The sequence below is a fragment of the Brevibacillus humidisoli genome (assembly GCF_020923435.1).
Classification (GTDB): Bacteria; Bacillota; Bacilli; order Brevibacillales; family Brevibacillaceae; genus Brevibacillus_E; species Brevibacillus_E humidisoli.
This window is the reverse complement of record NZ_CP087263.1, coordinates 2,220,322-2,236,080: the sequence shown is the minus strand read 5'-3', so window position 1 is coordinate 2,236,080 and position 15,759 is coordinate 2,220,322. Positions and strand designations below refer to the sequence as shown.

The 15,759-nt window shown below is 48.8% G+C and carries 11 protein-coding genes and 4 pseudogenes; 7 read left to right on the top strand and 8 right to left on the bottom strand.

The genetic code is table 11. The features are described 5' to 3' along the window. The first annotated feature begins 228 nt into the window (after positions 1 to 228). Positions 229 to 1,833, top strand: coding sequence for a peptide chain release factor 3 (locus LOK74_RS11140; protein WP_230046695.1), 1,605 nt, complete (start codon positions 229 to 231; stop codon positions 1,831 to 1,833). Positions 1,834 to 2,132: 299 nt separating this feature from the next. Beyond that, positions 2,133 to 3,353, top strand: coding sequence for an MFS transporter (locus LOK74_RS11135; RefSeq protein ID WP_230046694.1), 1,221 nt, complete (start codon positions 2,133 to 2,135; stop codon positions 3,351 to 3,353). Between the two features lie 31 nt (positions 3,354 to 3,384). Here LOK74_RS11135 and LOK74_RS11130 read toward each other — a convergent pair. After that, positions 3,385 to 4,186 (bottom strand): annotated as a pseudogene (locus LOK74_RS11130) (DUF817 domain-containing protein). Between the two features lie 147 nt (positions 4,187 to 4,333). Then, entirely contained in the window at positions 4,334 to 5,185 is an 852-nt protein-coding gene (locus LOK74_RS11125) for a sulfurtransferase (protein ID WP_230046693.1), read from the bottom strand. Between the two features lie 1,223 nt (positions 5,186 to 6,408). On the opposite strand from LOK74_RS11125, the gene LOK74_RS11120 reads away from it, so the two are divergent. Next, positions 6,409 to 6,711 carry a hypothetical protein gene (locus tag LOK74_RS11120; protein WP_230046692.1) on the top strand — a complete coding sequence of 101 codons (303 nt, stop codon included), beginning with the start codon at positions 6,409 to 6,411 and terminating at the stop codon, positions 6,709 to 6,711. A 91-nt stretch (positions 6,712 to 6,802) separates the two neighbouring features. Here the strand turns inward: LOK74_RS11120 and LOK74_RS11115 are convergent, their stop codons facing one another. Beyond that, complete coding sequence (locus LOK74_RS11115; RefSeq protein WP_230046691.1) at positions 6,803 to 7,492, bottom strand: IS3 family transposase; 690 nt, start codon at positions 7,490 to 7,492, stop codon at positions 6,803 to 6,805. Between the two features lie 167 nt (positions 7,493 to 7,659). Next, positions 7,660 to 7,947 carry a transposase gene (locus LOK74_RS11110; RefSeq protein WP_230046690.1) on the bottom strand — a complete coding sequence of 96 codons (288 nt, stop codon included), beginning with the start codon at positions 7,945 to 7,947 and terminating at the stop codon, positions 7,660 to 7,662. Between LOK74_RS11110 and LOK74_RS11105 the strand changes: the two genes are divergently transcribed. The 4 genes and pseudogenes from LOK74_RS11105 to LOK74_RS11090 form a co-directional block, all read left to right on the top strand. Further along, positions 7,847 to 8,464, top strand: coding sequence for a DUF5825 family protein (locus LOK74_RS11105; RefSeq protein WP_338148653.1), 618 nt, complete (start codon positions 7,847 to 7,849; stop codon positions 8,462 to 8,464). The genes LOK74_RS11110 and LOK74_RS11105 overlap by 101 nt on opposite strands. Positions 8,465 to 8,522: 58 nt before the next feature. Further along, on the top strand, positions 8,523 to 9,722 hold the full coding sequence (locus tag LOK74_RS11100; RefSeq protein ID WP_230046689.1) for an MFS transporter: 1,200 nt from the start codon (positions 8,523 to 8,525) through the stop codon (positions 9,720 to 9,722). A 49-nt stretch (positions 9,723 to 9,771) separates the two neighbouring features. Next, positions 9,772 to 10,554, top strand: a complete 783-nt coding sequence (locus tag LOK74_RS11095; protein WP_230046688.1) for a glucose 1-dehydrogenase — start codon at positions 9,772 to 9,774, stop codon at positions 10,552 to 10,554. A gap of 301 nt (positions 10,555 to 10,855) precedes the next feature. After that, positions 10,856 to 11,478 (top strand): annotated as a pseudogene (locus tag LOK74_RS11090) (transposase); the annotation flags it as partial. Positions 11,479 to 11,624: 146 nt separating this feature from the next. Here LOK74_RS11090 and LOK74_RS11085 read toward each other — a convergent pair. From LOK74_RS11085 to LOK74_RS11070, 4 genes and pseudogenes are all read right to left on the bottom strand, one after another. Continuing rightward, positions 11,625 to 13,100 (bottom strand): annotated as a pseudogene (locus LOK74_RS11085) (IS5 family transposase). Between the two features lie 165 nt (positions 13,101 to 13,265). Further along, positions 13,266 to 14,067, bottom strand: a pseudogene (locus tag LOK74_RS11080) (DUF817 domain-containing protein). A 147-nt stretch (positions 14,068 to 14,214) separates the two neighbouring features. Then, positions 14,215 to 15,066: a sulfurtransferase gene (locus tag LOK74_RS11075; RefSeq protein ID WP_230046687.1), complete on the bottom strand. Its 852-nt coding sequence runs from the start codon at positions 15,064 to 15,066 to the stop codon at positions 14,215 to 14,217. 102 nt (positions 15,067 to 15,168) lie between these two features. Continuing rightward, positions 15,169 to 15,666 carry an NUDIX hydrolase gene (locus LOK74_RS11070; protein ID WP_230046686.1) on the bottom strand — a complete coding sequence of 166 codons (498 nt, stop codon included), beginning with the start codon at positions 15,664 to 15,666 and terminating at the stop codon, positions 15,169 to 15,171. Between the last annotated feature and the right edge of the window lie 93 nt (positions 15,667 to 15,759).

Here is a 15,759-nt window from a genome sequence, read left to right as displayed (position 1 = left end):
GTATCCTCCTCGGTTAGTTGTTCAAAAATATTTTACCACTATTATAACGAAAGCGGTTAAAAAAACCAGTTCAGATCTCTCGGCAGTTTTTGTGTCGCTGCAGCGGAGGCAATATGACGTGATCACCTCGTGTCGATTGCAAATCCTGACGCTTTTACAGGAGCGAAAATCCCTGTATAATCGTATGCATATTACGATAAGTAGAATCGATCACATAGGAGAATGAGGATGAGTACTGAACAGGCGAAGTGGAAAGAAGAAATCGCCAAACGGCGTACATTTGCAATTATTTCCCACCCCGATGCAGGTAAAACGACCATGACCGAAAAGCTGCTCTACTACGGTGGAGCGATTCGTGAGGCGGGGATGGTGAAGGCGCGCAAGAACAGCAAGTTCGCTACCTCGGACTGGATGGAAATCGAGAAAAAACGGGGTATATCTGTCACCTCCAGTGCGATGGAGTTTTCTTACAAAGGACATCACATCAATATCCTGGATACACCGGGCCACGAGGATTTCAGTGAGGATACTTATCGGACTCTGACAGCAGCCGATGCGGCCGTGATGATTATCGATGCGGCCAAAGGGGTAGAGGCTCAGACGATCAAGCTGTTTAAGGTGTGCCGGATGCGTGGCATCCCGATCTTTACTTTTATCAACAAATTGGACCGGCACGGCAAAGATCCGTTTGAACTGCTGGAGGAGCTGGAGAGGGTGCTTGGCATCCGATCCTATCCGATGAACTGGCCGATTGGCATGGGCAGTCATCTCTGTGGCGTGTACGACCGCCAGAAATCCCGGGTCGAATTGTACGAGGAAGGAAGCGACCATCGAGAGATCTCGTTCGTTGAGGTGAGTGGTCCGGATGATCCGCGGATAGGGGAGCGTGTGGGAAGCTCACTGTGCGAGCAACTGCAGGAGGAGGTCGGACTGCTTGACGTCGCTGGAGATGCTTATGATGCTGAGCTGATAGACAAGGGAGAACTCACCCCAGTTTTCTTCGGCAGTGCGATTAACAACTTCGGCGTGCAAACCTTTCTCGACAATTTTCTCTCGATGGCTCCGGCACCTTCTGCCAAGAGGAGTTCGATTGGCCCGATCGATCCGTATACGCGGCCGTTTTCCGGGTTTATCTTTAAGATTCAGGCTAATATGAACCCGGCGCACCGCGACCGTGTCGCTTTTCTACGCATTTGTTCCGGCCGTTTTGAACGGGGCATGGCGGTTCGACATGTCCGACTGGGACGGGAGATCAAACTGTCTCAACCGCTGCAGTTTATGGCGCAGGATCGGGCGATTGTGGAGGAGTCGTATGCGGGCGATGTGATTGGCCTGTTTGATCCGGGGATCTTTCAAATCGGAGACACGCTTTGTATCGGGGAATCGTTTGAATACGAGGAGATGCCCCACTTCTCGCCGGAATTCTTCGCCAAGGTGACGGTGAAAGATGCGATGAAGCACAAGCAGTTCCAAAAAGGGATCGCGCAGTTGACGGAGGAAGGGACGGTTCAACTCTTCCGGACGTACCCGATGGAAGAATTGATCGTCGGCGTGGTTGGCGTACTGCAGTTTGAGGTGCTGGAACACCGCCTGCGGGCAGAGTATGGAGTGGAGATTCTGATGCAGCGCCTCTCCTATCAGATCGCACGCTGGCTCGACGGTGACAAGGCAACGATCGACAAGCTGCTCAACCGCAGCCAGACCATGCGCGATCGCTACAATCGTCCGGTGATGCTGTTTGAGAGTGAGTACCAGCTTCGCATGGCGCAAGAGAAGTATCCCGATCTCGCGTTCCATGAGAGTTCGCTGGGTTTGAAAGCGGCTCCGGTATAACGGTGCAAAGAGTCAGAGCTGAACGCTCCAAACGAATCTATTCAAGCTTCCCTGTTTCGCAATAATGGGGACCAGTGTGACAAGCATCTCCGCACGGATGGCGGCAGATGCTTTTGTTTTGTGCTGAGTCACAGCAGTTGAGTTGATACAGATGCTGAAAAAAAGAGAGCGTCTGAAGCGGCAGCGGGAGCGGTACGCATGCTACCGCTCTATTTTTTGAACCGGATTATACTGCTTTTTTTGCCCTCCGCCACATATACTTGGGACGAAAGCGACATAGACAAGGGGTGGAAGAAATCGTGCAGAACCGCGTCTGGCTGCTGTTTGCCATTTTGTTTCTCGCGTCGTTCGACATGCATGCTCAACTGCCGTTTCTCTCTCCGTATATTGCCTCGATGGGAGCGACATCCGTGATGATCGGCATCCTCCTGGGAGCCTACTCTATGAGTAATTTGGCGGGTAATCTCGTAGCCGGGCCGCTGTTGGACCGGTACAGCAAGAAACGATGGATTAGTGCAGGTCTGATCGCCGCTGGATGCTTGCTGGCTGGCCATGCCTATGCGACAACGCCACAGGCATTGTTTGTGCTTCGTCTTCTGCTCGGGTTTACGATGGCGTTTGTTACTCCCGCTTGTTACGCCCTGCTGGGTGCGATCGGAAAGACGGAGGAGGAGAAAGGGAGGGTCATGGCCAAAAACGGCATGGTGATCACGATAGCCTCCATTGTCTCGCCTGGCATAGGCGGGTTCCTGGCCGCTCATGTAGGCTATATCGGTTCGTTTTATACGCTTGGCGGGGTGATGCTGCTGGCCGGTCTGATCGCAGTGATGCTGCTGCCACAGGAGAATCGATACGAGAAAAGACTCCGGCGGCATGACTCGAAGCTGCAAGGGGAGAGAAGCCGGGTTGAGCCACCTCGACGGCGATCACCACGACCTGTGGAGCCTTCCTGGTTGGGGACGCGTGTTTCTCCAGCAACGATCCCAGTGTTTGCCAGCAGTTTTGCCATAACCTACGCACAGGGGACGATTATGTATGAGATTCCGCTGCTGATTCACCGTCAGGGACTGCCACCGACTGTGACCGGACTGTTGTTTAGCCTGATGGGGGTTGGCTCGTTAGCGGTATTAAGCCAGCTGTGGATCAATCGGCTTTCCACGACCTGGCGCAGTTTCATCGGGCTGGTTGGATTGGGGTTGGTTCTGTACGCATTGGCAGTTGAATCACCCCTTACGCTGCATCTGACCATGTGTCTCTTCGGAGCCGGTCTCGGTCTGTTGTTTCCGGCGATGACGACCAAGTTGATGCAGCACTCCAGCACGGAGAGTTATGGCAGTGCGTTTAGTCTCTATTCTGCCGTGTTGTCTGTAGGGGCGATCGCAGGTCCGCTCGCTGCCGGCGCACTCGCCAGCAGCAGCGACTCCTTTTTTCTCAGCTTTCTCGTGATGTTTTTGGCGGCGATCAGTCACCTCGTCTGGTTTGGCGAACAAAACGGGAAGACTGCTCCGCTGATTCGCTAAGTAAGAGGCCCCACCCGATGCAGCCATGGAATTAGGCCTTATGAACGGGAGGTGTGGCAGGGTCTCGCTGCAAATGGGCTTTTACGTGTTTGAGCTGAGCGACAATGATAAAACTGACGATGATCAGCAAAAACCACGAACTGATTTTACTCGCGTGCACCAGATCCCAGCCGCTGCGTTGGTTGGGATACTGCCAGGCACCGAGAAAAGTGGCGATGTTCTCCGCAATCCAGACAAAAAAGCCGATGAGGAAAAAGGAGAGCGAGAGCGGCATCGAAAAGCGTTGACCGGCCACCGAAAAGAGGACATGCGACCGCCAAAAGACCACGAACATCAGCAGGATCAACAACCAGCGAATATCCCAAATGAAGTGATGAGTAAAAAAGTTGAGGTAAATGGCCGCTCCCAGCGGAACGGTGAACGTCGCGACAGGCCAACGGAGAATGGCCACGTCAAGCCTCCGCTAGGCCTGACAGAGGTAGCTGGCGACGCTGGCGTACATAAAGCCGCTGTAGAGCGGGACGCCCAAACAGCTTGCTGTAGGCTGCCTCTGGATACGACCACGACCCCATGTGCACCTTGAAAATCTCCAGACCAAGACCGATCAAGTGGAACAGGGTGATCACCTTCAACTCGTCACGTGTCTCCAGCCCGCTTTTGACCATGTAGACCTGCATCCCGATGCAGAGCAGCAGCAGAAGGTCATAGCGAGGCAGCCCCGGGATGGTGATCAGTTGGGAGATGGCCAGGGACAGGAAGATAAAGGCAGGAAACAAACAGGATAAGGCCTCTTGATAGCCAAACCAGAAAAGAAGCTTGAAAAACCGCTTCATCTATACTCCTCCTTGAGATCAGTAGATATGGCAGCACAGACGAGAATGAATGGTGGCAGGTGGTACATCGATCGGCAGGAGGAGAAGACAAAGACGGCACTCCATAGAGGGGCTGGCTATTCGATGGGTAGTCAGGCGATTTGACTTCTATGGTTGGTCGCCGGTTGCCACCGGGTTGTCATACGAACACCAGTCACTCCAACTGCCGAGGTATAGTCTGGCATCAGGTCGTCCGATCTGATGCAGGGCGAGCAGATTGACACAGGCAGTCACCCCGGAGCCGCAGTAGATGATCAACTCCTGCTGATTGGCGAGAGGGGTAAACCGCTCACGCAATTCAGGTGTGGAGCGCAACGTTCCGTCTGCAGTCAGATTTTCTTTGAAGAAGTAGTGCAGTGCACCTGGGATGTGCCCCGCTTTGCGATCGATAGTCTCCTGCTGACCGCTGTAGCGTTCTTTTGCCCGTGAATCAATAAGGGCTGCCTGCTCACTTCGGTGCTTGACATCCTCGACAGTAGCCAGCATTTCGGGGCGCGGACTGGCCGTAAATCGGCGGGCAGGTCTTGTCGTGATCTCAGACGTTACGGGATACTCTTTTCGCTGCCAGGCCTGCCAGCCACCGTCCAATACGACTACTCGGTCATGCCCCATGTAACGGAGCAGCCACCACAGGCGTGAAGCCATGGCCAGATCCTGATCGTCATAGGCCACAACCGTTACCGTTTCATCAATGCCGGCACTAGAAAAGAGCCGCGACAGCGATGCGGTGTCAGGCAGTGGATGACGGCCGCCGTGTCCGTCCGCTGATTTCGGTCCGGACAGATCGTGCTCCAGGTCGAAGTAGAGTGCGCCGGGAATATGGGAAGCGGTGTACGCTTGCAGCCCTGCGCCAGGCTTGCCCAAGACAAACCGGCAGTCAATGACTGCTACATCGGGATTACTCAGATGTTCTGCCAACCAGTCTGTGGAAACGATCTGTCGATTCGTGTTGGTTTCCATGATAGATCCCTCCCTCACTTGCCTTTATAGTAGAAACGACGAGTGAAACCGTCATCGCCCTCCAACTGCTTGTAATGAACCTTGAACGTATGTTACGGGCTCTCTTTTTGCCGTTTTTCAGATTGTTGCGGGGCCTGTTTAACCATCCGAAAATTGCCTAGCTGTGAAACGTTCAGCAAACCCTAATTATTTGAAGGCCTGTGATAGCATAGAGTATTATGGAACATAAGAGGTAATCCTGCATGATTTGTTGACTATCATAATTGGGAGGACCGCGAGTGATAAAAGCAGTGCGGTTATTAATGTGCAAATGAATCTACAGGAATTGTCCTCAATGACGCTGCCCGTGAGTTGATGGAACGACCTAGTATCGGCAAACAGATCGCGGTCAGGTAGCGCTTGGACTGGCTTTAGTAAACGTGAGCGGACACACTGGCTGGAAAGGTAATATGCGGACCTATTGAAGTAGCGCGTCCATCATCTGCCAGCAAAACGATCCCAGCGTTGATCCAACGCCGAGTCGGGAAGATAGGTGTCGTGAAAGCTACAGGAGACTCCACTTTCCCGCTTGAAGACGTTGGAGTCGTAGAATTTACCCATGTACTGAATGGAAAAGGATTGAGTGAATAGTCCCCTTGCTCTAATTCAACAGTAAATCTTGTGTTAAAGGAGCTTAATGAATGGTATTAACTAATTTACTGAGCAACTCACCTTGTGGAAACACTTGAAAATAAATGATAAATACTGTAAAATGAAATAGACATTTCTAAAAAAGGTGGGGTAAAGGGTGTTTGAAATAAGACCACTTTTTGCAGTAGACATCGCTTGCATAGCAGGTTTATAGAATGATATATGACAAGCGTGACAAAAGTCAACTATGTTATCACTGAAATATTGCACGTAGGACTTCTTGTCTTATTTCTCTAAAGTTGCTATGCGGGACTGCAATTAATAACATCTATGACTGTTTCCACAGAACATTACCTCCTGTTAACCTCTATTGTTCACTTGATATAGTCTTCTACTCCCAGTTATTCAACTAACATTTGAAAATGAGAATTCCTTTACAAATTTTATAGATTAGGATGGTGTTTGCTTATATGCTATACGCACATTCTATGAAAGATACCACTTTACTTGAAGAGTTTCGGTTATATGAAAAGGCACGCGAGGCCTATGCATGGGATCCCAAAATTGACATACCATGGAACAGGCCATGGGGGTTGAGCAAAGATCAGGAGGAATTGGCATGGAAAATGGCCAGTCAGTCTGTTAGTACTGAAGAAATCGGTTTACTTATATCTGCGAGGCTTTTACAAGAGGCTGAGGATGCGCCAACTCGATTATGTCTGGCAACAGCGGTGTCTGATGAAGCTAAACATTGTGAAGTGTTCGCAAGATTTTCAATTAGTTGCGGAGGTTTTATTGAAAAACCCGCTCAATATGCTGATAATTTGCGTAATGCCCCCCCAAAAGTCCAGACAAATTTTTGCTGTTTTACGTTAGAACGTTTTCCGACCACCTGAATCGTAGGATGATCTGCGATATGCGTCAAGGAAGGCACTTGACCCATATCGCAGATCACCCTCTGTCTCGGATAGGTCGGAAAAAGCATCGTTATGCAGCATGAGCCATCTGCGACTTCCGAAACTCGGTCGGTGATTGGTACCGCAAAGCAGAGTGTGGACGCTCCTCATTATAGAATCGGATGTATTCCTCAATGTCTTGTTTCGCCTCGGAAAAAGACAGGTATTCTTGCACCCAAACCGTTTCTTCTTTGAGCGTACGAAACCATCTCTCGATGTAAGCGTTTGCATCGGGATTGTTGTAGCCCGTTCGTTCCTGTTTGATCCCTGCATCCTTGAGAGCATGTACATAGCGTTTGCTGGTCATCTGGCAACCGTTATCACTGCGAATACGTAATCCTTGCCCCTTGACACCCGTTGGAAACCGATAATCAATGGCCATGTTCACTGCTTGAAGCAGTTCATCCGTCCGGCAGAAGCGAGAAAAGCTGTAGCCAACAATCTCTCGATCATAAGCATCAATCACAGCAAAAAGGTATCCCCATCCGTCTTTCCCGCACCACACCTTGGTCATATCTGTTTGAAAATGTTGGTTGGACCGTTCGACGGGGATCTTACCTTTCTCTTTTTTACGCCGTGCGGCGTATGCCTTGGTGGCGACCAACAGATTCAGTTCTTTCATGATCCGGTAGACACGCTTATGATTGATGACACGCTGGTATTTTTTCTTCATCCACACCCGGATGCGACGATAGCCGTTGGTCGGGTGCTCTGTGCACAACTGGCGTATCTCGGCTTTGATTTCGGCTTCATCAGGACGTTAGCGCTTTTGTGTCCGCAAGGGCTTGAGCAGAGCGTAGCAATACGTTCGATTCAGTTGAAGGGCAGAAGCAATGCGCGGGATCGGATGCCCTTCACGATGGAGAGCCTGAACCAACTGACGACTTCCTACTTCCGACCCCAGTTCGTCTTTTTTCGGAGGATCTCGATCTGCATGGCTTGATCGCCCAGCAGTTTCTTTGCCTCCTCCAGCTCTTTCTCCAACTGTTGCTCACGGGTAGAAGGACCCGCGGAAAGGCCAGAAAGCCCCGCTTGGAGGAATGCTTCACGCCAACGATAATAAAGGGTTTGGGCAATGCCGTGGTTGCGGCATACCTCGGAGATGTTTGCGCCAGGAGCCATTCCCTTCAGGACGATATTCATTTTTTCTTCGGCTGTCCATTTTCTTCTCGACATAACAAAGACCCCTTTCGACCCTTCCTTGATTATAACTTACATTTTGTCTGGGGTCTTATGGGGTCAGTATATTAAACAGATACAATTAATGAGAGATAGTCAGTCCCTAGGTATAAAAATGTATTGGGAGGGAGTAGTGACGGAAAAGTTTGATTTTTACCAATTGTTTCATATGGTGCCACCAATCAAACTAGATGTGCCTGGTTACACAAATCTAATTGAAGAATGGCATCAAAATTATAGATACGGCTCTTTTTATTATCGTAAAGGCCCATCATTTCTCTTAATAAAAGACACAAGATTACCGGAAAACTCTTGCAGATTTGTAATTGATGAGTTACCACTGTTGAACATTGTTTATCAATGTCTAACTCCTCAACATCGAGATCAAATAAACGAAGGAAGTTCTTATGTGGAGCAGCTTGTTAATGAAGGAATATTGTTAGAATATCATGACTACCTAATTACATTGCCTTATAGAGTTTTAAAATGGCCAATTCCTTATGATGCAATATAACAAACTGTCATTGCTTGATAAGACCAATTAGGAATTAATAAAGAGAGGCGATATTTTTATGTGGCAAGCTCTAAAACATAAGAACTTTAGATTATTATGGCTTGGACAAAGCATTTCCGCACTTGGTGATAATGCCTTTCAGATTGCAATGAACTGGCTTATCGCCACCAATTTTGGTTCTGTCGGCTCCATGGCAATGGTTCAGTTGGCTAAAGACATCCCTTCTGCAATTACCCGCCCAATATCTGGATCTTTTATTGACAGATATAGCCCTAAAACAGTTTTTTTCTGGATTAATTTCGTTATGGCAGCTGCGATGGGGATTTTTACAGGTTTGTCAATTGGGGATTATACTAACTTCGGTGTCATTGTACTCTTTGCGGCTTTTTTTGGGATTATAGGTTCAACTATTGAACCAGCTTTTTTTACAGCAATTCCAAAGTCAACTAATAATTCAGATCTTGAATCTGCAAACGCACTGGTGATTTTTCTTTACTCTTTAACTGGTCTTATAGGTCCAGTATTTAGTGCATTCCTCATTGAAAGTTATGGGACCGCCTTTTCATTCGGTTTTAACGCATTCAGTTTTGCTGTTGCTGCAATCGTAACACTTTTTGTAAGTTTGTCGCATCAGGTTAAGACTACTTCCAAAAATCTCCCAAAACTAAAGGATGCATGGCTATGGATCCGTCAAAATCCGTGGGCAGGACGACTATTTATTTCTGAGGCACTGGCCAATTTTGCCTTAGGTTTTTTCTGGGTTAGCTTACCCATACTCCTTCATAATTCAATACAAATCAATGTTATGAAATTTAGTATTGTGTATTCACTTGTATTCCTGGGTGTAATAATCGCGACAATTTTGTCAGGGTACTATTTAAATAGGGTCAAAGATCGTGGATTATTAGCATACCTTAGTTTATTAATATTAGCGGTCTTGATGTTATTGGTTTTAATACAATCTGATATAACCTCAATCATGACCCTTGCAATGTTTATTGGTCTCAGCCTACCATGGTTTGATTTAATAACTCGCCAAGCACTCCAAGAAGTGGCGCCGGAGGAATTACTTGGCCGTCTTACATCTATTGGAGCTTTCTTAACTATAACTCCACGTTTAATGGCATATACTTTGTTATTGATCTGGAACGTTCCTCTCATGTTTTTGTCATTTGCAACGTTATTAATTTTTATATTTGTCTTTAGGTTTTTAATTACCAGGAAAACCACCAAGACTTCTCTTTCGGCCAGATTATAAAATATTCCTATTTATTCTTCTCTTATAAAAATTTATCAAGGGGATAGATATGAAGAATTTATTAGATGGAAAGATAGCAATTGTTACTGGTGGTGGGCAAGGGATTGGAAAGGCAATTTGTTTGCGACTTGCCCGAGATGGAGCGAAAATGGTCATACTAGATGTCAATGAAAGGACTGCTCTGGAAGTTGGCAAGGCAATAGAAAATATTGGAGGTGAAGTTCTAGTCATAAAAGCTGATGTTCGCGATCGAAGTACTATAAAGAAGAGTATTGCTGATGTGGTGTCCGCTTGGGGGAGTATAGACATAGTAGTAAACAATGCAGGAGTAGGGATCTTCAACCCATTGTTTGACATAACAGAAGAAGAGTTGGATGTTCACTTTGCCGTCAATGTGAAGGGATTATTTTTCACCTTGCAAGCAGCATCTGAGTACATGGTGAAGCAAGGCAGCGGCAAGATCATTAACATCGCATCACAGGCAGGGCGGCGTGGAGATGCGTTCTGTTTGTCATATTGTATGAGTAAAGCAGCCGTTATCAGTATAACACAGTCAGCAGCACTTGCCCTTGCGCCTTACAATATTAATGTCAATGCTATTGCTCCAGGTGTAGTAGACACTGACTTTTGGACACAAGTAGATAAAAAGTTTGCGAAATTACTTAATTTACCTGTTGGAGAACCTAAGCGCCGTGCAGTTAGGTCTATTCCTTTAGGAAGAATTGAACAGCCTGAAGATGTAGCTAATGTTGTATCTTTTCTTGCGGGACCAGACTCTGACTACATAACAGGACAAACATTAAATGTGGATGGAGGTAATATACTGAGTTAAGACTAAGCCAAGTATGCTCACGGTAGACTAATGTGTTTTATCTACGGTAGCAATGAGAAAAAAGCCGGATTTAAACCGGCAAACCAACTGAGTAAACCAAAGATTCGTTATGATCTGATTGATCCAAACCCTTATTATGGAGTCCATAAAATTTATTTTAAACTCTCAACCTACTAATTTCGGGTTGCTGAACATTAAATTTTCCCAGGGTTTACAAGGGTTTCAGGCTTCTTGGGTCGAATTCAAGTGTAAGGAAAATATCGTTTTCCTGCCAAAATTCGTGCACGTGGAGAGAGAAGCCATGTACCATAGACCTGAGAGTCAATTACAACTGTTTGAAGATTTTTTCTTGCCGTTTGGCGGCAAATTGAATAAAGAGAACCGCGGGGTTCAGCTCGCTGCTATGATTCCATGGTGGCGCGCAGAAGAGAAGTATGCCAAGACGTTCAGAAAATCAATGCGCGGTCAAAAGCCGAATCGGTTCGTGTTGCCCTCGGCACCTTGTACATTCAAGAGCGCCAGCAGCTAGACGACCGCGAAACGGTACAACAAATCACAGAAAACCCGTATTATCAGTACTTCATCGGTTTACCAAGCTATCAGGATAAACCGCCCTTTCATCATTCGCTCATGACGCATTTCCGTAAACGTCTCGGAGAAGATATCATCAGTCAAATCAACGAATGGATTTTGGAAGAAGAAGCACAGCGCAAACAAGGTGACAAGGATAAACATGATCCGCCACAGGAGGGTTCCTCTGACTCGGGTGATTCCTCGTCAATGCCTCCAGATAAACAAACCACGCCCATTGCCCGTAAGGGCAAGCTGTTGCTGGATGCTACTTGTGAACCTGCTGACATCACGTATCCGACGGACTTGCATTTACTCAACGAAGCACGCGAAAAACTGGAGAAAATCGTTGATGCAAGCACCAACAATACAACAAACAACAAGGCTACAAGTTCATAAAGATGATGTACAAAGGGCATACGCTATACTTCAAAATTATAGGTCATAGATCTTTACCGATGATTGGGGTGGATAATTAGGGTTTGCTGAACGTTTCATAGCTAGGCAGTTTTGGGATGCTTAAACAGGCCCCGCAACAATCTGAAAAACGGCAAAAAGAGAGCCCGTAACATACGTTCAAGGTTCATTACAAGCAGTTGGAGGGCGATGACGGTTTCACTCGTCGTTTGCAGGCGTGCTCGAATACGGCCAAGCCCATACTTGCGCTTGCCCTCGCCGAATTTGCCTTCTATAGCATTGCGTTCGCACGCATCTTGCTTTTCGACTCGCCGTTGTTCTGCGGCTGCTTCTCCTTGAGCTGGACGACCAAGCGCAGGGCCGCTCAGGCGAATGCCATGTGCCTTGCAGAATGCCCGGTTCTCCCGCGTTCGGTAAATCTGATCGGCCAGTACGGCCTTCGGGTAAAACCCAAAGCATCTCCTGTGTGCTTCAACCACTTCAACTAACGTTACACCTTCGTTGAAGTTATCCCACGACTGGCGCTCCAGAATGGCATAGCCGTTCACCATGCTTACGGATACCTTGGCACCAAACTCTACGCGAGCTTTCGCCTTACCGCGTACCATCGGGCGAACGTGTGGCTGACTGATGCGATCTTCAATCTGATGCGTCTTGCGCTCGAACATGAGGCACTGTTGTCGATACAATTCCTGAATCACAAGCAAGTCACGATACTGTTTCCGGCTCAAAAGCGTCAACGACTGCCGTAAGGCAAGGTTTTCGATGATTCGAAGGTTACGTGCAACATACTGAAGTTGCTTGCGGATGGCACGACGAATCACCTTGCCACTCGCCCGCCGTTGTTTGGCCACGGCCAGGAACGCCTTTCGCGCCTTCTCCCGATAGGTTCGTGGCTTGTGGGCATAGCCAACCAACGGAGCATGCAACGTGTCGATGACCCCCTCCAATTTCTCACGCGCTTCGTTCAGCAAGTTCAAGTCGGTCGGGTACGCCACATCCGCCGGAGCACATGTAGCATCCAGTAGCAAGACGCCCTGATTCTGATCTTCTTCGGATCCTGACTGACGCTTCGCCGTACGTTTGCCTTTCGGTTTTGTACCGGATTTCGGTTCATCGTCACGGTCAGTATCTTGGGACGTTTTAGCAGCTTCGACTGCGATGATCTCGTTGATTTCACAAAGCACTTGCTCGCCCAGACGCTTGCGAAAATGCGTCATGAGCGACGGATGGAACGGCGGATGATCCTGATAGCCTTCCAACCCAATGAAATATTGCAGATACGGGTTTTCTACGATCTGCTGAACCGTTTCCCGATCCGACAATTGCAAGCGTTCCTGAATGATGAGCGCACCAAGAGCAACGCGAATCGAAACGGCCTTTTGGCCACGAAACGTGTCACGGAAAGACTAGGCGTACTTTTCTTCCGCATACGCCCAAGGAACCCACCCAGCCAGCTTAACCCAGCGATTTTCTTTATTCAACTTGCCGCCAAACGGCAGGAAAAAATCATCAGGAAGAACCAATTGGTTTTCACGATAAGAGACGAATTCGTACATCTAGATACGCTCCATGTGCAAGGAATTTGAGGGAAAATAGTTGATTTCCTTGCACATGAATTCGATAAAAACGAGACAAAACCCTTGTGGTTACTGGATTTTTAATCTGTTCAGCAGACCCTAAGTAAGAGCGATCTACCCCTTTGGCTCACCCTGGTCAGGGAATCAGACCTTATGAGTGGGAGGTGTGGCAGGGTCTCGCTGCAAATGGGCTTTTACGTGCTTGAGCTGAGCCACAATGATAAAACTGACGATGATCAGCAAAAACCACGAACTGATTTTACTCGCGTGCACCAGATCCCAGCCGCTGCGTTGGTTGGGATACTGCCAGGCACCGAGAAAAGTGGCGATGTTCTCCGCAATCCAGACAAAAAAGCCGATGAGGAAAAAGGAGAGCGAGAGCGGCATCGAAAAGCGTTGACCGGCCACCGAAAAGAGGACATGCGACCGCCAAAAGACCACGAACATCAGCAGGATCAACAACCAGCGAATATCCCAAATGAAGTGATGAGTAAAAAAGTTGAGGTAAATGGCCGCTCCCAGCGGAACGGTGAACGTCGCGACAGGCCAACGGAGAATGGCCACGTCAAGCCTCCGCTAGGCCTGACAGAGGTAGCTGGCGACGCTGGCGTACATAAAGCCGCTGTAGAGCGGGACGCCCAAACAGCTTGCTGTAGGCTGCCTCTGGATACGACCACGACCCCATGTGCACCTTGAAAATCTCCAGACCAAGACCGATCAAGTGGAACAGGGTGATCACCTTCAACTCGTCACGTGTCTCCAGCCCGCTTTTGACCATGTAGACCTGCATCCCGATGCAGAGCAGCAGCAGAAGGTCATAGCGAGGCAGCCCCGGGATGGTGATCAGTTGGGAGATGGCCAGGGACAGGAAGATAAAGGCAGGAAACAAACAGGATAAGGCCTCTTGATAGCCAAACCAGAAAAGAAGCTTGAAAAACCGCTTCATCTATACTCCTCCTTGAGATCAGTAGATATGGCAGCACAGACGAGAATGAATGGTGGCAGGTGGTACATCGATCGGCAGGAGGAGAAGACAAAGACGGCACTCCATAGAGGGGCTGGCTATTCGATGGGTAGTCAGGCGATTTGACTTCTATGGTTGGTCGCCGGTTGCCACCGGGTTGTCATACGAACACCAGTCACTCCAACTGCCGAGGTATAGTCTGGCATCAGGTCGTCCGATCTGATGCAGGGCGAGCAGATTGACACAGGCAGTCACCCCGGAGCCGCAGTAGATGATCAACTCCTGCTGATTGGCGAGAGGGGTAAACCGCTCACGCAATTCAGGTGTGGAGCGCAACGTTCCGTCTGCAGTCAGATTTTCTTTGAAGAAGTAGTGCAGTGCACCTGGGATGTGCCCCGCTTTGCGATCGATAGTCTCCTGCTGACCGCTGTAGCGTTCTTTTGCCCGTGAATCAATAAGTGCTGCCTGCTCACTTCGGTGCTTGACATCCTCGACAGTAGCCAGCATTTCGGGGCGCGGACTGGCCGTAAATCGGCGGGCAGGTCTTGTCGTGATCTCAGACGTTACGGGATACTCTTTTCGCTGCCAGGCCTGCCAGCCACCGTCCAATACGACTACTCGGTCATGCCCCATGTAACGGAGCAGCCGCCACAGGCGTGAAGCCATGGCCAGATCCTGATCATCATAGGCCACAACCGTTACCGTTTCATCAATGCCGGCACTAGAAAAGAGCCGCGACAGCGATGCGGTGTCAGGCAGCGGATGACGGCCGCCGTGTCCGTCCGCTGATTTCGGTCCGGACAGATCGTGCTCCAGGTCGAAGTAGAGTGCGCCGGGAATATGGGAAGCGGTGTACGCTTGCAGCCCTGCGCCAGGCTTGCCCAAGACAAACCGGCAGTCAATGACTGCTACATCGGGATTACTCAGATGTTCTGCCAACCAGTCTGTGGAAACGATCTGTCGATTCGTGTTGGTTTCCATGATAGATCCCTCCCTCACTTGCCTTTATAGTAGCTTCGTAAACAGTACCTCTCTTCATCATAACAGAATGTTCCCAATACTGCCTCAGCAGGCATGAGCCCATCATAGGTAACCTTTCAAGCGGGCCAGCAGCATGCTGTGGGCAATCTCACTATCCGGCCATTCTCCCTCTGCGATCAATCGAAAAACCTCGTCTACCTCGTAGTACCGTACCTCGATCTCTTCATCGGTGTCGAGTGATTGCGGCTGTTCTGCGATGATGCTGTCGGTAAAGAAGATGTGCAGCTTCCGATTGGTCAGCCAAGCCAAAGATTGAATGGTGCCTAACGGTTTCACCTCATCACAAGCCAATCCAGTCTCTTCCAACAATTCACGGCGAGCCGCTGCCTCCAGCGTCTCGCCGGGTTCTACGGCACCTCCGGGAAGTTCGTATGTATTTTTGCTCATCAGCCTTCGATACTGCTTCACAATGGTGACTTTGCCCCGATAGAGACAGATGACCGCTACCACTTGGGCATGCTCGCTGTGCAGATAGAGTGAATCTCCGTCACAGGCATAGATTTCGTAATGGCCATGTGTGAGCAGAACCTGCTTTTTCATGTGCTTTCCTCCTCTGGGTGACCCCAATCCTTCTTAGCGTAACACACTTTTTCGCAGATGTGTCTGTGAACTCTTTTCATTCCCGAAGAAGGC